This is a genomic window from Ignavibacteriales bacterium (genome assembly GCA_026390595.1).
Classification (GTDB): Bacteria; Bacteroidota; Ignavibacteria; order UBA10030; family UBA10030; genus UBA9647.
In genome coordinates, this window is sequence record JAPLFQ010000021.1 from 146,474 (window position 1) to 170,292 (window position 23,819).

General features: G+C 54.1%; 12 protein-coding genes. 7 read left to right on the forward strand and 5 right to left on the reverse strand.

Going from position 1 to position 23,819, the window contains the following annotated elements:
- Positions 1–239 precede the first annotated feature (239 nt).
- Positions 240–1,169 carry a branched-chain amino acid transaminase gene (locus NTU47_10720; GenBank protein MCX6134273.1) on the forward strand — a complete coding sequence of 310 codons (930 nt, stop codon included), beginning with the start codon at positions 240–242 and terminating at the stop codon, positions 1,167–1,169.
- A 129-nt stretch (positions 1,170–1,298) separates the two neighbouring features.
- Here the strand turns inward: NTU47_10720 and NTU47_10725 are convergent, their stop codons facing one another.
- The 3 genes from NTU47_10725 to NTU47_10735 form a co-directional block, all read right to left on the reverse strand.
- Positions 1,299–2,558, reverse strand: a complete 1,260-nt coding sequence (locus tag NTU47_10725; protein ID MCX6134274.1) for a hypothetical protein — start codon at positions 2,556–2,558, stop codon at positions 1,299–1,301.
- A gap of 209 nt (positions 2,559–2,767) precedes the next feature.
- Entirely contained in the window at positions 2,768–4,144 is a 1,377-nt protein-coding gene (locus NTU47_10730; GenBank protein ID MCX6134275.1) for an alpha-L-fucosidase, read from the reverse strand.
- Between the two features lie 118 nt (positions 4,145–4,262).
- Positions 4,263–5,708 carry an alpha-L-fucosidase gene (locus tag NTU47_10735; protein ID MCX6134276.1) on the reverse strand — a complete coding sequence of 482 codons (1,446 nt, stop codon included), beginning with the start codon at positions 5,706–5,708 and terminating at the stop codon, positions 4,263–4,265.
- 197 nt (positions 5,709–5,905) lie between these two features.
- Between NTU47_10735 and NTU47_10740 the strand changes: the two genes are divergently transcribed.
- From NTU47_10740 to NTU47_10755, 4 genes are all read left to right on the forward strand, one after another.
- Complete coding sequence (locus tag NTU47_10740; protein MCX6134277.1) at positions 5,906–8,176, forward strand: DUF4838 domain-containing protein; 2,271 nt, start codon at positions 5,906–5,908, stop codon at positions 8,174–8,176.
- Positions 8,177–8,239: 63 nt separating this feature from the next.
- On the forward strand, positions 8,240–10,222 hold the full coding sequence (locus tag NTU47_10745; protein ID MCX6134278.1) for a glycoside hydrolase family 97 protein: 1,983 nt from the start codon (positions 8,240–8,242) through the stop codon (positions 10,220–10,222).
- A 30-nt stretch (positions 10,223–10,252) separates the two neighbouring features.
- The gene (locus NTU47_10750; GenBank protein ID MCX6134279.1) at positions 10,253–11,665 is read left to right on the forward strand and encodes a sugar porter family MFS transporter; all 1,413 of its coding nucleotides are present in this window, start codon (positions 10,253–10,255) and stop codon (positions 11,663–11,665) included.
- Between the two features lie 5 nt (positions 11,666–11,670).
- Positions 11,671–14,931 carry a carbohydrate-binding protein gene (locus NTU47_10755; protein MCX6134280.1) on the forward strand — a complete coding sequence of 1,087 codons (3,261 nt, stop codon included), beginning with the start codon at positions 11,671–11,673 and terminating at the stop codon, positions 14,929–14,931.
- Positions 14,932–15,052: 121 nt separating this feature from the next.
- Here the strand turns inward: NTU47_10755 and NTU47_10760 are convergent, their stop codons facing one another.
- Together NTU47_10760 and NTU47_10765 are read right to left on the reverse strand one after the other, a co-directional pair.
- Positions 15,053–16,846, reverse strand: a complete 1,794-nt coding sequence (locus NTU47_10760; protein MCX6134281.1) for a Na+:solute symporter — start codon at positions 16,844–16,846, stop codon at positions 15,053–15,055.
- A 139-nt stretch (positions 16,847–16,985) separates the two neighbouring features.
- Positions 16,986–18,878 (reverse strand): redoxin domain-containing protein, encoded by a 1,893-nt coding sequence (locus NTU47_10765; protein ID MCX6134282.1) that lies wholly within the window; start codon positions 18,876–18,878, stop codon positions 16,986–16,988.
- A gap of 255 nt (positions 18,879–19,133) precedes the next feature.
- Here NTU47_10765 and NTU47_10770 point away from each other — a divergent pair, with 255 nt between their 5' ends.
- Both NTU47_10770 and NTU47_10775 read left to right on the forward strand, forming a co-directional pair.
- Complete coding sequence (locus NTU47_10770; GenBank protein ID MCX6134283.1) at positions 19,134–20,732, forward strand: M20/M25/M40 family metallo-hydrolase; 1,599 nt, start codon at positions 19,134–19,136, stop codon at positions 20,730–20,732.
- 281 nt (positions 20,733–21,013) lie between these two features.
- The gene (locus NTU47_10775) at positions 21,014–23,725 is read left to right on the forward strand and encodes a family 78 glycoside hydrolase catalytic domain (GenBank protein ID MCX6134284.1); all 2,712 of its coding nucleotides are present in this window, start codon (positions 21,014–21,016) and stop codon (positions 23,723–23,725) included.
- Positions 23,726–23,819: the final 94 nt, after the last annotated feature.

The window sequence follows — 23,819 nt, forward strand, 5'->3', positions numbered from 1 at the left end:
CAATTTCAAACGGGGAGACGGTGGGATAAAGTACGACGAAAGATATCGAGAATCAATCTTGATCAGAAAGAGGGAATCCGCATCCATATTTGGGCGCACGATTGCTTGTTCCGTCTGTTTTTGCCGCATGGTTCTTGTTCATGAGCGAGATTTGACATAGATTGTCGATCATTTCGGCCGTTGGTGCCGCGATCCGGCGGTCCCGGCCTTCAATCTGAAGAACTTTAGAGGAAAGCGCTATGTCACTACCAAACTATGCCTTCTTCAAAGACAAGATCGTTCCGTACTCCGAGGCAAAAGTCGGAGTGCTGACACACGGTTTGAACTATGGGACAGGAGTCTTCGGCGGAATACGGGGATATTGGAACGATATCGAAAAAGATCTGTTCGTTTTCAGACCCCTTGATCATTTCCAACGCTTTCTGGAATCCACACGATTGCTGCGGATGGAGCTCTCGTTCACGCGTGAGGAGATCACCGCGATCCTCATGGATCTGATCAGAAAAGAGGATCTCCGCGAAGACGTGTATGTGCGTCCGCTCGCGTTCTATGGCGATGAGATTATTGGCGTCCGACTCCACAATGTCACCCCCATCCTTTCCATCTCGGTACTCCCCTTCGGACGATACATCGAGAAGGAAGAGGGAGCCCATGTCATGTTCTCCTCATGGAGAAGGATCGACGACAACGTCATCCCCGCGCGTGGCAAGATCACGGGAGGTTATGTGAATTCGGCCCTGGCGAAGTCTGACGCAAACCTGGCCGGCTTCGATGAGGCGATTCTGCTGAATCAGGATGGGCATATTTCCGAAGGTTCTGCGGAGAACATTTTTATCTATCGCAAAGGAAAGATCGTCACTCCCCCCGTGACGGACAATATCCTTGAGGGAATTACGCGCAATACCATGATGGCACTCCTGCGTGACGAACTGGGCATGGAAGTCGTCGAGCGGCCGATTGATCGGACAGAGGTGTATCTTTCGGACGAAGTTTTCATGGTTGCGACGGGAGCTCAAATCGTGGCAATCACGCGCATTGATCACCGAAAGCTCGGCTCAGGGACGATGGGACCTGTGACACTGAAACTCAGGGATCTTTACTTCAATGTCGTGCGCGGAAAAGTACCGAAGTACCGGCATTGGTGCCAGCCCGTGTACGGGAACAAGTAAACGCTGCAGTATTGCTCAAAACAGAAGGGGCTGTCCAAAGTTGGTCGGATCGGCGATCCGACTGACAAGGAGACAGCCCCTTCATGCATCAAAAGCGATGAATCACACCAGCTGAAAGCTCATTTCAACTCACTTCCGCCCATTTACCTCCTTCAGACTTTCAAACATCGCGACAACATTTTTCACCGGCACATTGCCCTGAATATTGTGAACGGCATTGAAGATGAACCCACCGTTCTTCCCGAAGATCTCGCAACGCTTCAGGACTTCCGATCGAACCTCCTCTGGTGTACCGAACATCAGGGTTTTCTGAGTATCCACTCCTCCTCCCCAAAACACCAGGTCAGCACCGAACTGCTTCTTCAGATCCTCAGGATCCATTCCAGCCGCAGAACATTGCACAGGATTGAGAATGTCGAAACCCGATTCGATGAGCGACGGAATCAACGAGATGACGGAGCCACAGGTATGCTTGAACGTCTTCCACGTGGTATTCGCATGTATCCAGTCATTGATACGTCTGTAATACGGATGGTAGAGGGAATGATACGTTTCAACTGAACAGAACGTAGACCACTGAGTGCCAAAATCTGTTCCACAGACGAACGTGGCATCGACGAGGTCACCCACCCGCTGATGTATCGTTGTCAGGTTCTGTATAGCTACCTCGCACTGGTGTTCGAAAATGGCATGGACGTACGCCGGTCTCGTGAGCGTCGTAATGTACCACTCCTCTATATCGCGGACTCCCTTCGGGTGCTTCAAAAACGGAGCGGGTACAAGAGCAATATCTCCGAATGCGAGTCCGCCAAATGTCGCTATGACGCCCCGGCCCGACTTCGCCGCTTCTCTTGCTGCCACACCGAAATATTCGAGGTCGCGTTCCGAAATCGGAGTAAACTCCTCGACGTTGTTTTCCGGATTGAGCTTTTCCTCGTCGATCGGATCCTGCCTGATGATACTGTCGAAGAAATACCCGTTGTGCGGCATTCTCCCGGAAGGCGGAACTGAAAGATCGCTCTTGGGATATACCAGCGTGTCGCCATTTGGATCGGTTGTGATCTTGAAGCCCTCTGGCACCAGAACTTCGAGACCGATGTCCATTTTCCACGATCGCCAGTTCTCATTGCGATAGCCGAACATCGTTTCGGGAGTGTAGACTCCTTCCACATCGATACCCAGAACCTGCTTGAGATCTTCCTCGATCAAACCGAGCATTTGATACGGCTCGTGCGCCTTCACCAGTTTCTTTTCAAGCCCATAATGGTCTCGCAGACCTGCGATGATGTTCACGTGAACGCCTGTAACCGCCGTGCCACCGAAATCGACAGGTATGGCGTCTGGTTGTCGGTGATTGAGAGCAGCCTGGACGCGTTGTTTACTGGTCATGGGTATCCTCTCTTTGTCGACTTCACGATTCGTCGAATCTGAAGATCGCTATTACGCCTGAGGGCTTCCGGCTCCGCCGCAATCTGAAGATTGCGCTACGCCTGGGGTCTTCAGGCTTCGTCGCAAGCTGAAGATTGCGGTTACGCCTGTGAGCTACACGCTTCGTCGCAATCTAAAGATTGCGGTTACTATTTCGCCTTCTCGTCAGACTACTTCAGAAAGACTTCGATCACGGGCACAACCGGATCGGGTTTCTTGACGGGGAGTTTCAAAATGACCGTCTCGGACGAAATATTGTCCAGCTTGTTCTGGAACGGCCGGTCCGCCTTGCCGAACTGGACCTCTGAACCGTCATGGAGGAGCTGCGCATACTGTATCTTTCCGCCGAAGCCGTTCAGAAAGAGATTACCGAGCGGCCAGCTCAAGACGTGAATGTAAACGCGTTTTGTCCGCGGATTGTAGGTCAGGAGACAGTTGTCCGGCGCCTTGAATTCCGGAGGTGCTTGCGTGCAGCCATAAATCGAACGGTTGTGGAGCTTCATCCAGCTCCCGATCTCACGCAGTCGGCTCTTCGCCCGTTCATCAAATGTGCCGCGGGAAGTCGGCCCTACATTCAGCAGAAGATTTCCTCCTTTGCTTACTGTTTCAACAAGCAGAGCGACCAATTGCTGCGGGCTCTTCCACCCTTCTTCATCGCGGTAGTATCCCCAGGAATCAGAAAACGTCTGACAAGTCTCCCACGGAACTTTCTTTCCATTCACGGTGATCCATTCGCGTGGAATGAACTGCTCCGGGGTCTTGAAATCCCATCCGCCGGGAACATCGTCCAGATCCAACCGATCGTTGACGATGATGTTCGGCTGAAGTTCACGTACCATCTTTAGCAGTTGTTCCGAATCCCAGTCGATGCGCCCTCTGCCATCCTTTCCTTTCGGGAAGGAGTAGTCGAGAAAAAGGCAGTCGATTGTGCCAAAATTTGTCAGGATCTCACGGACCTGATTGAAGAGGTACTCCCTGTACTTCTGCATGTCCCTTCCGGAGGCCTTCTTCTTGTATTCTTCATTCGAATACATCGGGTGATTGCGATCGACCGTGTAATCGGGATGATGCCAATCGAGAAGCGAGTAATAGAAGCCCACCTTGAGTCCTTCTTCGCGGAATGCCTGCACCACTTGTTTCAGAAGATCCTTGCCATAGGGCGTTTTTGTCGCCTTGTAATCGGTGTACCTCGAATCCCACAGACAGAACCCTTCATGGTGTTTCGCCGTGATGACAAAGTACTTCATCCCGGCAGCCTTGGCCATCTGAGCCCACTCCCTGGGATTGTAGAGGTCGGGATTGAAGACGTCGAAGTACTTCTGATAGTCTTCATCGGTGATGTGTTCGTTGTTCTTGACCCACTCGTGGCGGGCGGGAAGCGAATAGAGCCCCCAGTGGATGAACATCCCAAACCGGGCCTCGGTCCACCATTGCATCCGCTCGGTTTTGTGCTGGTCTGTCTCGACCGGGAGAAGTGACTGGGAAAGAGCCGGGGTAACAAGCGCTGACGCTACAAACCAGGAAAGCAGGAGCTTCTTGAGAGGCATGATAACTCCAGAATGTGAGAGCGGTTGAACGGTGCGAATGATGAGGCTAAGGTATTTTAGATTGTCCAAAAGCGCAAGGAGTGGACCGGCTCCATGGAGCCTCCGATGCAGGAAGCCGCTACATGGCCTTCGACACCTTGATAACCCACGCGTGATCGCACGGTGGCGTCTGCTGCACACGGTCGGGGATCTCAATCACGACGCCTTTTCCTTCTAGTTTCCACCGTAGGGCCCCTAGCACACCGAGCATCGTTACTTCCGCTCCAGGGGCAGGCTGGAAACCTTTGAGAGCAATCGTTCGTGGTGGACGATCTTCTTTCGAATCGGGGAGATAGATCGCGTAGGCTGCACCTCCGTCTCTCTTTTTTGTTAGGCACACCTTCCCTTCCTTGAAAGGCGCAATTGCCCTCGTGCCATAGATCGCTTCGCTGTTCACCTTCATCCATGCTGCCATCCCTTTGAGCCGATCGTATGCATCCGGAGACCACTCTCCTTCCGGCGAAGGCCCTATGTTCAGCAGGAGGTTCCCCCCTTTCGCAACGACGTCGACGAGCAGCTGAACAAGCTCCCGCACGGATTTATACCTATCGGTCTTCACGTATGACCAGCTCGTCGCCATGGTGATGCACGATTCCCATGGAACGCTCAGTGCCTTTTCCGGCACCTTGTTCTCAGGCGTCAGATAGTTTTCATACTGACCATTGACCCATCGATCGACAACCAGCACTCCCGGCTGGTGCTGATGAGCCATCTTCGTGATGCGACCCATGTCGATATCCTGGTCCCAGTTGTTCTTCTTTCCCCACGATTCGAATTCCTTCGGCATGTTGTTGAGTGGTCGGACCCACGCGCCGTCAAACCAGAGGATATCGATCGGCCCATAGCCTGTCATCAACTCTTCAAGTTGGGTGTATGTGTAGTCCTTGAATCGCTTCCATCGGTCGGGATATTTGGCAGGGTCATAATTGACATGCCGATCAGGAGTTGGAAAATACGGCCACCAGTATTCGGGCGAGTGCCAATCCGGTTTGGAGTAATAGACGCCCGCCGCGAGCCCTTTGCTCCGAAAGGCGTCGAATATCTCCTTTGCAACATTTGCCTTCGGGTTTGTATGGAATGCACCCTCGGGCGAGGTGATCTTGTAGTCCGTCGTCTTCGTTTCGAACATACAGAACCCATCGTGGTGCTTCGTGGTGAAGATGACATAGCGCATCCCCGCCTCGCTCGCGGCTTCCGCCCACCGTTGCGGATCGAATTTCAAGGGGTTGAAAGTGGTTCTGAGATTTTCATATGCCTTCTTGTAGGCGGCGTAGTCGTTCGCATAAGGACCTCGACGCTCACACCACCCCTCGTCCTCTCCGCACAGAGACCATGATTCCACAATCCCCCATTGACTGTAGGTGCCCCACGTCATCAACAAGCCGAGCTTGTAGTCCTGCCATTGCTCCAGCTTCGCCAGAACGAGAGGGTCTTTCTCCCGGACGTAATTCTCTTCTCGCTCCTGGGCCAGCAGCGGCAGAGTCATGCATGTGAGACCGATCAAACAATAGAATGCGATTTTCATCCCGGATTCTCCAAGGATATCTCTGGAAAGGATTTTCGATTTACACTTTCACCTGACTCGTTTACTTTGTACGTTTGGGTTGCGCCGACTGAATCCGTACGAGCATCACTGGGACTCACCAGCCCCGCCTTCACACTCGTCATTATGGTGAGCCGCAAGGTACAGAATACTGCAGAAATACCAAAGGCCATCCGCGCATGAACTATCCCGTCGTTCGTTTCTTAGCACACCTTCTGGCTCTTCTCGGCCTCGTGGCCGGGTTCGCTTCCTCGAAATCGGCACGCCCTGTCACAATCACCCGCGCCGGCAAAGCCGTTTCATGCATCGTGATTACACGGGATGCTTCAGCGACGGACCGCAAAGCTGCCGAGGAATTGCAGAAGTACATCAAAGCGATTTCCGGAGCACAACTGAGAATCAAAGAGGGTAAAGAACCGAAGGGATCAGCATGTATCTGGATCGGAAGTGCGGGCCATAGCGCAGACTTCCCCTTTGCGCCCGATTGGGCAAAACTCGAGGATGACGGATTTACCATCAGATCAATGGGGAACCGGATCCTTATCGCCGGCGGCAGGAAGAGGGGCTCGTTGTATGGCGTGTATACACTCTTGGAGACTTTCCTCGGTTGCCGGAAGTTCAGTCCAACAGTCGAGGTAATTCCGAAGCGCGCAACAATCTCACTCCCGGCAATAGACATCACGCAGGTCCCGAAGTTCCTATTCCGCGACGCATTCTGGTACGATCCGGCATACATGGCATGGCATAAATTGGATAACCATGACGAGATGTTCGGCCTGTACGTTCACACATTTGCCCGCCTCGTCCCGCCCGAGAAGTACTTCAAAGAGCACCCCGAGTATTTTACGAAAACCCGCGCCGGAAGAATTCCGGACGGACAGCTCTGTCTGACCAACCCCGATGTCGAAAGAATCGTGAAAGACAGACTGCGGGAATATATGGCAGGCAATCCAGGGGCGCAATATTGGTCGATTTCCCAGAATGACACGTTCAATCCGTGCGAGTGCGATTCGTGCCACACCATCGACAGCCTCGAGGGTTCGAAGTCCGGAAGTCTCCTTTCCTTCGTGAACAGGATCGCGGCGGAATTTCCGGAGAAGACCATTTCGACGCTTGCCTATCAGTACACCCGGTCGGCACCGAAACACATCAAGCCCGCGGATAACGTCAACATTATGCTTTGCAGCATCGAGTGCAACCGGAGTCGGCCGCTCGAAACAGACACTGGCAGCGCTTCGTTCAGAAGGGATGTCGAAGAGTGGACTTCGTTGACGAAGAACATTTATCTCTGGGACTACGTCGTGCAGTTTCGCAACCTGATGAGTCCCTTTCCGAATTTCCGCGTCCTCCAGCCGAACATTCAGTACTTCGCCAAGCGCGGCATCACGGCGATGTTCGAACAGGGATCCGGAACACTTCCGAACGAGTTCAAAGAGCTGCGCACGTATCTCATCGCAAAACTCCTCTGGGATCCGGACATCAAGGTGGATTCGGTGATGGGCGACTTTCTGCGCGGGTACTACGGAAAGGCCGCGCCTTTCGTACGGGCATACATTGATACGATGCACAACGCTTTGGAACGCTCCGGCGAAGAACTTGGGATCTATGGGTTTCCTCTCCCCTCCAGGAACGGATACCTTGACACCGGCCGTATGGATGAATACGTCGCTCTGTTCGACAAAGCAGAAGAAGCTGTGAAGAGCGATACTGCAATGCTGCAACGAGTCAAGATCGCCCGCCTCCCGTCGCAGTTTGCTCTCTTGGAACAGGCAAAGATCTACGGGACCGGTGAACGAGGATTTTTCGAGAGGGGCGAGGATGGTCTCTGGCGCCCGAAGCCCGGCATGGAGTTCTTACTTGACGCATTTGTGAGCCGTTGCAAAGAGTACGGGATCGTGGCGCTGAATGAAATCGGTACAACTCCCGATATGTATCAGACCTGGACCCGTGAATTTCTGACCAGCAGCATGAAGAACCACCTGGCCCTTCTGAAACCTGTCGTACTGAAGGACTCGGCAAGCAAGAAGTATCACGACGGGGATGAAAGCGCTCTTACCGACGGGCTGAAGGGACTGGATGATTATCACCTCAACTGGCTCGGATTCCATGGAGTCGACATGGAAGCCACGATAGATCTTGGCTCGCCGAAGACCATCACGAGAATGAGGAGTAGTTTTCTGCAGAATATTAACGCGTGGATATTCCTTCCTATCAGCGTCGAGTATTGGATATCGAATGACGGTCAGAACTTCAGGCGAGTGGTAGACATTCAGAGGGCTATCCCGCAGGACAGGAAGGGGATCTGGAGCGTTTCCTACCCCGCCGAAATTGATCCCGTGGAGGCACGCTATGTGAGAGTGAAAGCGACAAGTCTGAAAACGTGTCCCAACTGGCACAAAGGGGCCGGCGGACTTTGCTGGATATTTGCGGATGAGATCATTGTCGAATAATTGTTACCTACAAGCACGTTCAGGATTTCTTTCAGAGTTGTGAAATCATTTGGAGGATATCTCATGAGGCATCCAGTTATCACACGAGCATGTTCACTCCTCGTCCTTCTCGAACTCTTTCTGATCGGAGTTTCCGCCGGCCAGGACAAGAATCTCAGCGTGAAATCTCCTAATGGAAGAAGCGAACTCCGCCTGGACGTTGGCGATCGGACAACCATTTCAATCTTCCACCGGGGACAGGTGATTCTCCCACCATCGCGGATTTCAATGGACATCCTGCAGAGACAAATCCTGGGACAGAATCCAGAGGTCAAAGGAACGACACCGACATCGGTCAAAACTACGATACAACCGGTCGTCGCCGAAAAGCGGAAGATCATTCCAGACGTGTACAACGAGTTGACGATCAGTTTCAAGGGCGACTACGGACTAAAGCTTCGGGCTTATGATGACGGAGTGGCGTACCGATTCTTCACCACTATCCCGGGGACCCTCAAGGTGAAGAATGAAGAACTGAGTCTCGATCTCTCCCCTTCTGATTCAGTCTGGTTCGGCGAGGAAAAGAGCTTTCTTTCGCATTCTGAACGCGACTACAAACTGATCGCCGTGAAAGACATCGCCGATACTCAATTCTGTGTTCTGCCGGCCGTTCTTGTGGAGCCAAACGGATTGAAGATTGCGATATCCGAGGCAGATCTCATGGATTATGCGGGATTGTACTTGCGCGGGAATGGAGCGACGCACCCGGGACTCAACGCGAAATTTCCGCCGTATCCACTGGAAGAACAGCTCGTTCGGGACCGGACAATAAAAGTGACCAAGGCTGCAGACTACATCGCGGAGACCAGAGGAGTTCGGGAGTTTCCCTGGAGAGTTTTCGCCATCGCTGAGAAGGACGGGGATATCATCGAGAACGATATCATCTATCGTCTTGGCAGCCCTCTTCGGCTGAAGGAGACTTCCTGGATCAAACCGGGGAAGGTGGCTTGGGATTGGTGGAACGCGAACAATATTTACGGAGTGGATTTCAAGTCAGGGATCAATACAGAAACATACAAGTATTACATCGATTTCGTATCCCGGCATAAGCTGGAGTATGTTATCTTCGACGAGGGATGGTCAAACCCCGGTGACCTCTCGAAAATCAACCCTTCGATGGACATGGACAAGCTCTTTGCCTTCGCGAAGCAGAAGAACGTTGGGATCATCTTGTGGGTAACGTCGAAGGCACTCGACGAGCGCATGACCGAATCCCTTGATCAGTTTGAGAAATGGGGCGCCAAAGGAATCAAAGTAGATTTCATGCAGCGAGACGATCAGAAGATGGTGAACTTCTACGAACGGACTGCCATCGAGGCCGCGAAGCGCCACCTCCTGGTTGATTTCCACGGTGCGTACAAACCCACAGGATTCAGCCGCACCTTTCCTCACGCAATGACGCGTGAAGGTGTTCGCGGGCTTGAGAATAACAAATGGGCGACGGATCTGAGTCCCGGTCACGACGTGACTCTCCCCTTCACGCGCATGTTCGCGGGGGCGATGGATTACACGCCGGGTGCGATGAGAAACGCGACGAAAGAGAATTTCCGCGCTGTCTTCACCGAGCCGATGACCCAGGGGACACGGTGTCATCAACTTGCGATGTATGTGGTCTACGAAAGCCCGCTGCAAATGCTCTCCGACAGTCCGCCCCAGTACGAACGCGAACCGGTGATTCTGGACTTCCTGTCCACCGTGCCGACGACGTGGGACGATACGAAAGCGTTGAACGCGAAAATCGGAGAATACCTCACCGTTGCACGGAAGAAAGGGTCTGACTGGTATGTTGGATCAATGACGAACTGGACACCGCGAGAGTTCCAGATCAGCCTTGCCTTCCTCGATGCCGGGACATACGAAATGACAGTGTTCTCTGACGGAATCAATGCAGACCACTACGCTGCCGACTACAAGAAGACATCAAAGAACGTCACCAACGCAGATGTGATAAGCCTGAACCTTGCTCCGGGTGGAGGTTGGGTAGCGCTGATACACAAAGTACACTAACCTGCTTTCAATTCCACCAACGGGATCCTTATGACAGACGATCGCAAGCTTCAAGAGAATTTCAACTCACGCTTCATCGCCCTCGTAACCGTAGTCGCTGCGCTCGGCGGGCTCCTCTTCGGGTACGACACCGCCGTCATTGCCGGTGCGATCGGTTTCCTTCAATCGCACTTTCAGCTTGACCCGGCGATGAAGGGATGGGCGGCTGCGAGCGCTCTCCTTGGCTGCGTCATCGGCGTATCCTTCGCCGGGATCTTCAGCGACCGGATGGGCAGGAAGAAGACTCTGGTTCTATCAGGAGTTCTGTTTCTCGCTTCCGCCATCGGCACAGCTGTGCCAAATGAATTCTGGTTGTTTGTCCTCTTCCGGATGCTCGGAGGAATAGGCGTCGGTGTCGCGTCGATGGCTTCACCGATGTACATCGCGGAAATCACGCCTGCCCACATTCGCGGACGGATGGTCTCGGTCAATCAATTCGCGATTGTCACGGGCATGCTCATCATCTACTTTGTGAACTATTTTATCGCCCGGGGGGGTGATGAAGTATGGAACATCTCGACTGGCTGGCGCTGGATGTTCGCATCAGGGGCCATTCCATCGGCGATCTTCCTTATACTCCTCTTCCTCGTACCTGAAAGTCCAAGGTGGCTCATCGAAAAGGGACTCAAAGAGAAGGCGCGCGGGATTCTTGCTCAAATAGGGGGGAGCACCTATGCCGACTCCGAGGCCCGGTCGATTGAAGCGACATTGGACCAGGAAGTCGAGTCAATCGGGCAACTGTTCCGGACAGGCTGGCGTAAAGTGATGATCCTCGGGATCGGGCTGGCGGTTCTTCAGCAGGTTACCGGCATCAACGTCTTCATGTACTACGCTCCGGAGATTTTCAAGAAACTCGGCTCAGGAGCGGACGCCGCCCTGCTTCAAACGATTGTGGTCGGCGCCGTAAACCTCGCCTTCACGATCGTGGCAATATGGACCGTTGATCGTCTGGGCCGCAAGCCGTTGATGATCATTGGCTCCATCGGAATGGGAATCTCGCTGGTTGCGATGGGACTGGCGGCGCAATTCTCCGTCGTCTCGCTCTGGGTCCTCCTCTGCATCCTGGCCTACATCGCGTGTTTTGCGCTTTCAGTCGGACCCGTAACGTGGGTGATACTATCAGAAATCTATCCGACACGAATTCGGGGCCGGGCGTTATCGATTGCGACGTTCTTCCTCTGGGGAGCAAACTTCATTGTCTCCCAGACATTTCCGATGATGGACGAAAATCCGGCCCTCATCGCTCAGTTCAACCACGGATTCCCTTTCTATATCTATGCGATATTCTGTGTGGCTCTTGTCCTTCTCGTCTGGAAAGCTGTGCCGGAGACAAAGGGGCATTCACTCGAAGAGATCGAGAAATTCTGGAACCTGCCTCAATCTTCGACATCCTCAAAAGGATAACGGAAATGAAAGCCCTCCTTATCAGCGCTTTGCTTGTTTCGATCTGCTTCGATTCAACCCTCGTCTCGGCTCAGATTGCCAAAGCAACGAAAAGCGACGCGGTTCGCATCGTGATTGGAGCAAAGGCATCTGAGCTTGAGCGATTTGCGTCGAAGGAACTTCAGCGTTATCTCTACCAACTCTCAGGCACTCTCCCCGAGATAAGGACAGATTCGAAAAGCCTGGATTGTCCCACATTCATCATTGGTCAGACCCGCACGAATTCGATTGTCGCCAGACTCGCGTCCACTCATCAGGTGGAGGTTTCTCCAAGCGATCCCGGCCCACAGGGGTATGTCCTGAAGAAGACCCTCGTCAACAAACAGCCGGCTCTGGTCATCGCCGGAAGTGATGAAGTCGGATGCCTGTACGGCGTTTACGGCCTGCTGACGGATTACTATCGTGTCGGGTTTTTCCTTGGAGGAGATATCCTGCCCGATTCGAAGTCATCTCTGACACTTGTCGATGTTGATGAGAAGAAGTCCCCTTCGATGTATGTTCGCGGCTTTCTGCCGTGGACGAACTTCCCTCAGTCTGCAACTTCGTATTCGTGGGAGGATTGGAAGTTCATCCTTGACCAGATGGCCAAGATGCGGCTGAATTTCATCCATATCCACAACTACAACGGCGAACTTGGGCACAACGAGATGTATCACAACTTCGTCTACAAGGGATTCACCTCGCGCGTCTGGATGCCAACCGCCCGGCAGGCCCATGCGTGGGCGATGAGCCCCTGGGATGTGAACAAGTATCGGTTTGGAGCGAGCGATCTGTTCGACGACTACGACTTCGGTGCAGACTGCGCTCTGCACAACGAGAACCTCTCGAATGAAGAGGTCTTCCGGAAGAGCGCCTCGCTCTTTCAAAAGGTGATCGACTACGCACACAGTCGGGGCGTAAAAGTAGGACTCGGCCTGGATATCGATCTCATTCCCAAGGAGTACAAAGCACAAGCGGATGACCCGGAAGTCGTCCGGGCTCGTGTCGATCAACTCGTCAACGATTACCCGAATCTGGACTACCTGCTCTGCTTCCAATCGGAGAATGTTGGGAAAGACCCCCGGTTCTATGAGATTTGGAAAAAGATCTTCACCGGGTTCTACGATGGCGTGAAGCTGCGCATGCCGCGCACGCGTGTAGCCGTTGCCGGCTGGGGACTGAACCCTGCATCCATCGCCACGCTGCCGCCGGATGTCATCTGCGCGCCGATTTCGTACTACTCAGACCGGTGCGAAACCGGAGCAATCTACGGCGACAGAGAGTACTGGGGGTGTCCATGGCTCGAAAGGGATTTCTACAGCTCGGAGTACTACTATCCGTACAATCTGCACCTGAAGAACACGATTGCAGCGTTCAAGGAACGCGCTCCGAACATGAAAGGTTTCTACTGCCTGACGTGGCGACTGACGGATGCAGTCGAGCCGAAGATGTGGTATGTCGCCCGCGCCCCGTGGGACGGCAAGGGGGATTTGAACTCGGCCGAGACTGTCTACGAACAGTATGCTGCGCTTGCCTACGGTCCGCGCGCAGCGAAGGATATTGCAGGGATCATCAATCAGAACGAACCATTCGCGAGCGATTACGCGGAATGTGAAGGGACTCCCCCGTTTGGCCGACTTGATGCCCGCGGCCTCTTCCAGATCGCACGGTTCAGGTTCTTCAAAGATCATCCAGAGTCCGTGCAGGAACGGAGTGCAGCCACGTATTCCGAAGGATATGGCATCGGAAAAAACCGATGCGAGGAAGGAGGGGAATGTGTCGATTGGATTGACGCCGGAGAATGGGCCAGGTTTGCGGACGTGGACTTCGGTGTGAACGCGACAACCTTCGAGGTTCGCGTAGCTTCCGCAACCGAGGGGGGGATCATCGAACTGCGGCTTGATTCAGCGGCAGGACCGGTCATAGGGTCCTGCACAGTTAGGAATACCGGGGGCTTGCAGCAATGGTCAACAGCCCAAGGGGCAATCCTTCCCACCAGCGGCAAGCACACACTCCATATGAATTTCCTCTCGAACCGGGATCCGTTCCGCGACTACGCGAAGGCAATCGCACAATTAAAGGTCATCGACGAATGGATCGCCGGATCCGGCTCCTCAAACCAGAAAACCCGGTTGGGCCAACTCCGGAGCAGAATTGCCGCCGCAAAAGATCACATCGAGCTCAACAAGAACTTTGGCACCTACACCTGGGCCGATCTCCCTGGCGCGACAGAATCATGGGCGAGAAATTTCACATCGAGAGTGACAGATATTTCGTCTCTCGGCAATGTCATGAGCATGCAAAACCGCTACATACAGCGCAACTATGCCGCCCTTGAAGATACGCTGAGGAAAGGCCAGACGCTGAAGGCACCGACAAGCGTCAGTGTTCGCGGAACGAAAGACGGTGTCATCGTGAGGTGGGCGAGTGACGACCCGAATGCCGCCGGATTCACTGTGTATCGGAGCGGCGAACCGGTGAACGAAAAGTCGCTTGCGCGGCACGTGAGATTTTTTGTCGACAGGTTGGATGGCGTATTCTCGTACAGTGTTACCGCGAGGGGAATGGACGGCAAAGAGAGTCCTCTCTCTGTCCCTGTCGTCTGCGCAGCGGGCAAAGCTGACTCCACCGCGCCTCAAATTGTCCTTGTCTCCCCTCCTGGCACAGGCGTTTCGGGTCAGCCGGCATGGATCAAGGCGCGCATACTCGATACGCGCTCCTATGATGAGATTTCTGCGAAGCTGTACTACAGAGCTCCTGAACAGAAGAAGTGGAACGTTGTTCCGATGGACCGCAGGACGAAGGCGGTGTTCGCTGCCGAAATTCCCGGCACCGATCTCACCGGGAAAGGAGTCCAATATTACATCGAGGCTTCCGATGGAACGAATACGGCGGTCTATCCCCCCTCATCTCCGGCGGCTCCACTTTCGATTGCGGTCAGCGCTGCATCAGATTCGAAGTGGCCCCTCTGCCCGGCAAACATCGGCTTGAAGGAACGGAAACTGACTTGGGATTCAATTGGTAAGGATGCGTTCTGGTACCGGATCTACAGGAGCAACAAGCCGGGCTTCAAGGCGGGTCCGGCAAACCTGGTCACATACGTCGCAGCGGGGACAACGGGTTTCAAAGATAATGGAGAAGGGTTTGATGGAGCGGCGCTGAAGGGAGATTGGTATTATCGCGTGACGGCTGTTTCCCGGTCGGGCGTGGAGAGCCCAGCTACACCTGCGGTCAAAATAGTTTATTGATTCATAGTTGAGCTTGGTCTCAGCAGTCAGGAATGGAACACCTGACGAGCGATGGTTGGGTGTGAACTCCTCCCCCCCCCCCCTCGCTTTTCGTGAGCTTTGCGCTAATCACATGTTCAAGCTACGTTCCAACCGATGCCCATCCGCGCTTGGTAAGATTTCTGTAGATCATCGCAAAGGATACGGCCGCGATACAGAGGAACACCGAGCCAAGCAGAAACTCACCGAATATCATTTTCCCGATACCGAAGAGAGTCATATATATCATCAGGCATCCGAAAGCCCAGTTCGAAAGGTTGAAAAGATCGTCGTGCTCCGGCACCACGTCCTTCACTTTGGCTGCGATTGGTCCCCACATCCTCGCTGACGGCCTCACCTTCCGGTAGAACGACACAAGAATTTCATCCGGTTCCGGTTTCGTAAGAAAGGTGACTGTCAACCATACCACGGTTGTTACTCCGGTCGTAATCAGCACGAGGTAGGCAAAGTCGTAAGCGTTGCTGCTCGTCATGCCGAAACCGAACTCGAGGACCAGCGAGATAATGAACGCAGACAACATCGCCGAGACCTCACTCCAAGCGTTGATCCTCCACCAGAACCACCGAAGAATGTAAACAAGCCCCGTTCCCGCTCCGAGCGCCATCAGGAACTGCCATGCCTGCGCAATCGATTCCATATAGAACGAGACGATCGCAGAACAGATCATCAGAATCACTGTCGTCATTTGGGAAACCGTCACATAGTGTTTTTCCGTTTCATTCTTCTTGATGAAGCGTCTATAGACGTCACTGACGAGGTACGACGCGCCCCAGTTGAATTGTGTGCCGATGGTCGACATATAGGCGGCGGCAAAGGCAGCGATCATGAGGCCGCGGAGCGAAATCGGGAGATGGAGCATCATGATCCGGATGTATCCTGACTCCGGATCGGCTGCGAAGGCCGGATCATGCTGGAATTGCACCATCGCGACGAGAGCCACCAGGATCCAGGGCCATGGACGGATCGCATAATGAGCGATGTTGAACCACAGGGTAGCGAGGATGGAGTGCTTTTCATTCTTTGCTGAGAAGATCCGCTGTGCGATGTATCCGCCGCCACCGGGTTCGGCTCCGGGATACCATGTGGCCCACCAGTTCACCGCGATATAAACGAGAAACGTTATCATTGGCATCCAAAGCGAGTTCAAATCCGGCGTGAACGACATGACCGATCCCGTCGTCCCTGTCCCGGCATTCCTCGCCTGATCGATTTGCGTCAATCCTGCTTTCAGTCCCGACATCCCTCCAACCGCCTCGACCGCGAACACAGCCAACGCAATGACCATCCCCATCTTCAAGACGAATTGAAACAAGTCCATCACCAACACGCCCCAGAGACCTGAGAGGGTCGAAATCGAGGCGGTCAGCACCATGATCCCGATGAGGATGACAATCGCATAAATCTTGTCCACCCCCAGAACGAGGGTCAGGATCTTGATCATCGCCAGATTGACCCATCCCATAATGATGAGATTGATCGGCAAGCCGAGGTAGAGCGCCCTGAAGCCACGCAGAAACGCCGCCGGCTTGCCGGAGTATCTGATTTCAGCGAACTCCACGTCCGTCAAGATTCCCGCCCTTCTCCATAGTTTCGCGTAGAAGAAGACCGTAAGCATGCCACTGAAGACCATGCTCCACCAAATCCAATTGCCTGCGATACCATTGCGCGCAACGAGGCCAGTGACTGCGAGCGGCGTGTCAGCCGCGAACGTTGTTGCCACCATGGAGGTACCGGCGAGCCACCACGACACATTTCTGCCCGAGATGAAATACTCATCCACGCTGCCGGTGGCTTTCTTTCTGTAGTAGAGCCCGATCGCAAGGTTGAACGCGAAGTATGCGCCAATGATGATCCAGTCGACAAGGGTTAGCTGCATAGATGCCTCAGGTGGGCGAAAGTGAGGTAGAAATCAAAAGATGGACAAGAAATCGAATCATCTCACCATCGGGACATCTCATCATCAGAAGAATTTGATGGCGGCCCGATGGATCGATCACCACATGACCCGAACATTGTCAGCGCTTCAGCAGGACTTCAATCTCTTTCGTCAGGTCTTTCACGAGTTCGTTACCGTCTTTGAATCCCACGTGCTTGAAACGGATCGTTCCGTTTCTATCGATGACGTAGGTGGTGGGGACTCCTTCGATGCCGAACTTCTCCTCAACGCCGGCAGTTTCATCCAACCCGGTGGGGATCGTGCATTTCATTCCCGTCATGGATTTTTTTATCAGCGTGTCCCGGGCGGCACCGGCCGCGTTCTCCGCAGTGTTGATCGTCAGGAAAGAGACCGTCCTGTAGTACTGATAGGCCTCGAACACTTTCTGAACCTGGGGAAGCGCCTCCCTGCTTGTGCCGCACCACGTCGCCCAGAACGTCACGACGAGCACTTTCCCGCGCAGTTCTTCCAGCTTCAGTTGTCCACCCTCGACGGATCTCAGTGAAAACTCCGGAGCTGGCGTGCTGAGAGCATCTTTCATGAGCCGCGACTGCTCAGCGATTCTGGCTTCTTGCACCGCCTTGTCGTAACCGTTCAACGACCCGTGAACCTTCGAATAAGCAGCTTTGAACTTCTCGACGATCTTAAGATTCGAATTCCCCTTGCTGACACTCGCGAAGCCGAGCTCCTCTGCCTTCTGGTACTTGTTTGTTGCCAGAAGCGCTTCGATCAGATTGAAATTGACGGAGAGATCCGTTCCCCTCGTCAGCACGTATGCTTCGGCGAAATCTTTCTCCGCTGCATCGTGTTTCCCGAGTTTGGAGTACGCTTGTCCGCGAGTCTGCAGAAGGGCCGCCAATGTAGCTGATCGAGCCCGCTTCCAGTCCTCGAGGGGCAATGAAGCTGGCTTGGATGACTCTTCCTGTTTCCGGACTGCGTCAATACCTTCCGATAACCACGACGCGGCTTTCTCTTCGCCAGCCCCCTTTGCGATCATCGGTACAGCCAGATTCTTGTACAATGCGGGATCGTTTGTGGATGACGACTTCAGGACCGCATACGCCTTGTCGTAATCCCCTGTCTGTATATAGAGCATCACGAGTTGTCGCCTGTCAGCGGTCGCCTCTTCGCTCTTCAGCGGAAAATCGGAGAGATGCTGCTCGAGAAGCTTGATCTTCTTTGCGGGATCTTTTTCGACGGAGAGGCCCATAAGGCGGGTTGACGCTGCGACTTTTCCTTTGGGATTCTCGGCGATAAAGACTGTTCGCAGAGAATCGGCCTTCTTTTTCTCCCCAACCTGGTCGAACCACACGAGAAGCGTCGGGAGCGCATCGTCATTCCGTCGAAACTGCTTGAGCGCATTGACGAGCTCTCTCTTAACGAGCGCCGTGCCGGCCTTCGTCGGTGCCGGATTCGTTTCGAGGTACCACGCAAGGTTGACCGCAGAGTAATCTTCAGGGAAGAGCTTCCGCTCCGTCACAAGTTCCGATTTTGCAGCGGCGACGTTCTTTTCGAATTTGTATCCCATGTAACCGCCGAACGCGAGAAGAGCAGCCCGCCAGTAACGCCCCGCCCTGAGAGACTTGCCGTCTGGACCGACAACGAGCGTTCCCCAACCTTTTCCGCCGTTGTCATCCTTCAGATCGCCGGATACAAACTCGTGAACCAAGTACCGTGCGTCATCCTGCTTCAGGCTCACAGTGGCTTTCCAGATATTTCCGGATTTCTCCATTGGGGTCTCTACCAACACTGCCTGGGAACCCAAGTCGCGGAGAACAAGCGTCCTCAGCGTCAGAGCGGCAGGCCTTCGAATCGCCGCGTTCTGTGCCCCTGCATTGTAGTTTATCTTGACGCTGTCATGAATCCTGGGATTTTGGGGGACGATGGAAACCAGCTGTCCGTGCAGACTTTGCGAACCTGTCACCAGCGCTGTTATGAGAGCCAAAACTGGGAATATACGAGGCACCCGCATGCGATCGATCTCCTTCTGACTGACTATATGGGAGGTTAATGTAAGAACATCGGTGCGCGCATTCAAGCTGTATTTCGAGCCGCGGCACCTCCCGGAGCGGAAGAGAGCGGAGAAGCGAGACTTTCCGGCCGCTCATCCGTCTTATTTTTTTAACTTGAAGCATCTTCGTTTTCACAATACCTTGACACACTTCCAGTCTGAACGCACGAATCTGCCGCATCGCAACTCTCATTCACCATCCATCGAGGAGGTTTCATGAAAAATGCACTACGGATTGTGTTCCCAATCCTCTTGGGAATCCTGTTCATCGTTCCCGCACTCGCACAGCCATTCGGCATGCAGAATATGGGACCAACGTTTCCGACAGACGACCAGATCGTCAAGAACCTGCACAAGGAAGCGATGGATTCTTCCCACCTTCCCATGCTTGCCCATGAACTTCTGGACGTCATCGGGCCGCGGCTCGTCGGGTCACCGAGCATGATCAAGGCAAACAACTGGGTTATTGCCAAATACCAGTCGTGGGGAATCGATGCAAAGAACGAAGAATATGGCAAGTGGCGCGGATGGGATCGCGGCACCACGCATATCGATCTGCTGCAGCCGCGGGTTCGCACTCTCGAAGGGACGGTCCTCTCATGGAGCCCGGCAACGAAAAAAGGGGGCGTGACTGCCGGATTGATCATTGTCGCTGACGGTCCCGATTCAGCCGCATTTCTGAAATGGCTGCCAAGCGTCAAAGGGAAATTTGTGCTTGTATCGGGACCGCAACCAACCGGGCGTCCTGACAAGGTGTGGGAAGAATTCGGAACAAAAGAGTCGTTTGACAGCCTGAAGTCTCAGCGTACAAAAATGAACGACGATTGGTCAAAACGGATCCGAAAAACAGGATTCAGACCCGACACGCTCGCGTGGATTCTTGAGCAAGCAGGCGCAGCGGGGGTCGTGACCTCGATGTGGTCGAATGGATGGGGAGTCTACCGTGTGTTCGGAACCACCAACGAGAAGATTCCGGTGGTCGCGCTCAGCCTCGAGGACTACAACCTTCTTTTCAGATTGACAGAGTACGGCGATGGCCCGGTGATCCGCGTCGAGACCGAATCAAAGTTCACGGGTGTCGCACCGGCGTTCAACACGATCGGCATGATCCGCGGCACCGAGAAACCCGAGGAGTACGTCGTCCTCTCTGCACATCTTGATTCCTGGGAAGCCGGCTCCGGCGCAACAGACAACGGGACGGGCACAATCATCATGATGGAGACAATGCGCCTGCTCAAGAAGTATTATCCAAACCCCAAGCGCACCATCCTCGTTGGACATTGGTGCAGTGAAGAACAGGGCTTGAACGGCTCACGGGCATTCGTCAAAGACCACGCTGACATGCTCGAAAAAATTCAGGCAGTCTTTAACCAGGACAATGGAACCGGACGCATCACCAGCATCGGAGCATCGGGCTTCATCAACGCGAGCGAACACCTTGCACGATGGTTTGCCCGGACGCCGGATAACCTGACACGCGGTATCACGCTCAGCCTTCCGGGGATGCCCGGAGGCGGCGGAACAGATCATGCCTCTTTTGTGGCAGCAGGAGTACCCTCCTTCGGCCTCGGCTCAAACGCCTGGGATTACTTCTCCTACACCTGGCACACAAACCGGGACACTTACGACAAACTCGTATTTGACGATCTGGAGTACGATGTTGCGCTCACTGCCAGCCTGGTGTATCAGGCGAGTGAAGATCCGACATTTGTCGCCCGTGATCGGCGAACTCTGCCGGTGAACCGCCGGACGGGTCTGCCGGGGACGTGGCCTCCAGTGACGGAACCTGAAAGGGCGGGGCAAATAAGAAAATAACCGCCCACATCCGATACATCGAAGCGCCCGACCTTGTGCCGGGCGCTTCTGTTTTGAGTCGCTCTGCCGGTGAGGGTTCCTGAAAATGAAACGAGGCCGTTTCGAACAATAGGCACTGACCCCTTCGCCAGAAGGTGACGGGGAATGAGAGGATTGTCATTCAGATCTTCTTTCACTATAATGTCCCGACATCGCGGTCGCAAGTCCCTCCACGTATATCCTAACCTCCCACGGCAGGGAGCTAGACCACGTCAGAATTGCCTATGATACGAGGTCCTCTCATGAAAACCGCAACCATCACGTTGGTGATCCTTATGAGCACGGCGATACTTCAAACTCCCTCCAGAGCGCAGCTCAAACTTACCTCACTCAAGTGTGAATTCCTGACAGATCCTCTGAGTGTAGATGTCGCAAATCCGCGACTGAGCTGGACCATTGAATCCAGAGATCGGGGAGTAGCACAGACGGCGTACGAAGTTCTTGTCTCCAGCAGCAAGGAACTGCTCGACAAGGAGACGGGGGATCTCTGGCAAACCGGAAAGGTCGCCAGCGACCGATCCATTCACGTCATGTATAGTGGAAAAGCTCTGGCGTCCCGGACGATATGCTACTGGAAAGTGCGAATCTGGGACAACCACGGCAATGCATCGGCATACTCCAGAGCGGCGATGTGGAAAATGGGGCTCCTTTCCAAAACGGATTGGAAAGCGCAATGGATTGGCCTCCCGGCGGATACGTCTCTCGAGCTGCGTCCCGCTCCTTATGTGAGAAAAGAGTTTGGCGTTACCAGGGCAGTCCGGCAAGCCCAGCTGTACGTTACAGCTCGCGGGCTGTTCATTGCGAGCTTGAACGGGAGGCGCATTGGAAACGAGACGTTATCACCCGAATGGACTGACTACAGCAAACGGATTCAGTACCTCACCTACGATGTGACGAACCAGGTCAAGGAGGGGACGAACTGCATCGGGATGATCATCGGTGATGGTTGGTTCAGGGGATTCGTCGGCTTCAGCAAAATTCCCAACAACTACGGGAAGCAGACCAGCGCTCTCCTCCAGCTTCACATCGAGTATGCTGACGGCACAGATCAGATTGTTTGTACCGACGCCAGCTGGAAGGGCACGTATGGGCCCCTCGCCTACTCCGACTTGCTGATGGGGGAACGGTACGACGCACGGAACGAACCGGAGGGATGGAACAGCTCAGGCTTCAAGGACAACCAATGGCAAAACGTCCTGGTCCTGCCCGCACCTTCTGCACCGTTGGTTGCACTGACCACCGAGCCGGTACGCATCGCTCACATCCTCAAACCCAAGAAAGTAACCCAGCCGAAAAAGGGAACGTTCGTATTCGATCTGGGTCAGAACATCGCAGGGTATTGTCTCCTCAAAGTCAAAGGACCCGCCGGCACGGAAGTAACACTCCGGCATGCCGAAGTTCTCAATCCCGACGGAACGATCTATACTGAAAACCTTCGAAGGGCTAAGGCAACGGATGTCTATGTTCTCAAGGGAGGACGGGAGGAAGTCTTCGAACCACATTTCACCTTTCATGGTTTCCGCTACGTGGAAGTGACCGGATACCCGGGCAAGCCGTCAATCAGCGCGCTGCGCGGCTGCGCGATCAACACCGATCTTCCGACGGCGGGAAGCTTCACATGTTCAGATCCAATCATCAACCAGCTTCAAAGTAATATCCTCTGGAGCCAACGCGGCAACTTCATCAGCATTCCGACCGATTGCCCGCAACGCGACGAAAGACTCGGCTGGATGGGAGACGCCCAAATCTTCGTACGGACTGCGTCATTCAACATGGACGTGGCCTCCTTCATGACAAAGTGGATGAATGACGTGGAAGATGCACAGTCGCCGCAGGGAGCATTCAAGGACACTTCACCGTACATCCAGGGGAACGGCACAGACGGCGCACCTGGATGGGGAGATGCCGGTGTCATCGTTCCCTGGTACATGTATCGATGCTACGGAGACACGCGCATCATCGAAGGACATTACGAGGCCATGAACCGCTGGATGAAGTACCTGGCGGATTCGAACGCCGATCACATCAGGAACACGCTCCGCAACAACGACTACGGGGACTGGCTCTCGATCGATGCTGAGACGCCCAAAGATCTTCTGGCGACAGCGTTCTGGGCGTACGACGCAAAGCTTATGTCAGACATGGCGGGCGCAATCGGACGATCCGATGACCAGCGGAAGCATCTCGAGCTTTTCAACGTCATCAAGGGAGCGTTTCAGAAGAAGTACATCGGAGCGGAGGGGAATGTTTTTGGGGAGACCCAGACGGGTTACGTGCTCAGCCTTGCTTTCGATCTCATCCCCGACAATCTTCGCGAACGCGCTGTGCAGTTGCTCGTCGACGATATCAAGAAGAAAAACGGCCACCTTTCCACGGGTTTCATCGGCGTGAAGTACCTGAATCCGGTGCTCTCAGACAACGGACACCTTGACCTGGCGTATCGGCTCCTTTTCAACAAGACGTTCCCCTCGTGGGGATATCCAATCCTGAACGGGGCGACGACAATTTGGGAACGATGGGACGGATGGACAAAGGAGAAGGGATTTCAGGATGCAGGCATGAACTCGTTCAACCATTATTCGATGGGGTCCGTCGGCGAGTGGCTCTTCAGGTACGTCGCTGGAATCGACCTCCATCCCGACGCTGTGGCATACAAGAAGATGATCATACATCCTCGGCCGAACCGTGGGCTGAAATTCGCCAACGCGGAATACGTGTCGATCTATGGACTCATCAGGAGCGGATGGAAGCTCACCGCACGAAAGATCAACCTGGATGTTGTCATTCCTGCTAACGCGACATCAATTGTCTACGTCCCGACTTCGAACCCGAAATCCGTCCGTGAGACCGGGAGCACCAAAGTGTCGGAGGTCAAGTTTCTGAGAGAGGAAGCTGGCTGCGCGGTTTTTGAAATCGGGTCGGGCACGTACAAGTTCGAGGCGGACTGGAAGTAGCAGTTATCAACTTGGAGCCTCAATACGAAGATCGACCGCCCCCGGGCCGCAATCGGCCGGGGGCGGTTCGCTTTCCGGCGTCCCGCCTGAATCG

Bases quoted from the DNA above. Each gene is read 5' to 3' on its own strand.
- NTU47_10720 (MCX6134273.1), top strand. From the start codon at position 240: ATGTCACTACCAAACTATGCCTTCTTCAAAGACAAGATCGTTCCGTAC.
- NTU47_10725 (MCX6134274.1), bottom strand. From the start codon at position 2,558: ATGACCAGTAAACAACGCGTCCAGGCTGCTCTCAATCACCGACAACCA.
- NTU47_10730 (MCX6134275.1), bottom strand. From the start codon at position 4,144: ATGCCTCTCAAGAAGCTCCTGCTTTCCTGGTTTGTAGCGTCAGCGCTT.
- NTU47_10735 (MCX6134276.1), bottom strand. From the start codon at position 5,708: ATGAAAATCGCATTCTATTGTTTGATCGGTCTCACATGCATGACTCTG.
- NTU47_10740 (MCX6134277.1), top strand. From the start codon at position 5,906: ATGAACTATCCCGTCGTTCGTTTCTTAGCACACCTTCTGGCTCTTCTC.
- NTU47_10745 (MCX6134278.1), top strand. From the start codon at position 8,240: ATGAGGCATCCAGTTATCACACGAGCATGTTCACTCCTCGTCCTTCTC.
- NTU47_10750 (MCX6134279.1), top strand. From the start codon at position 10,253: ATGACAGACGATCGCAAGCTTCAAGAGAATTTCAACTCACGCTTCATC.
- NTU47_10755 (MCX6134280.1), top strand. From the start codon at position 11,671: ATGAAAGCCCTCCTTATCAGCGCTTTGCTTGTTTCGATCTGCTTCGAT.
- NTU47_10760 (MCX6134281.1), bottom strand. From the start codon at position 16,846: ATGCAGCTAACCCTTGTCGACTGGATCATCATTGGCGCATACTTCGCG.
- NTU47_10765 (MCX6134282.1), bottom strand. From the start codon at position 18,878: ATGCGGGTGCCTCGTATATTCCCAGTTTTGGCTCTCATAACAGCGCTG.
- NTU47_10770 (MCX6134283.1), top strand. From the start codon at position 19,134: ATGAAAAATGCACTACGGATTGTGTTCCCAATCCTCTTGGGAATCCTG.
- NTU47_10775 (MCX6134284.1), top strand. From the start codon at position 21,014: ATGAAAACCGCAACCATCACGTTGGTGATCCTTATGAGCACGGCGATA.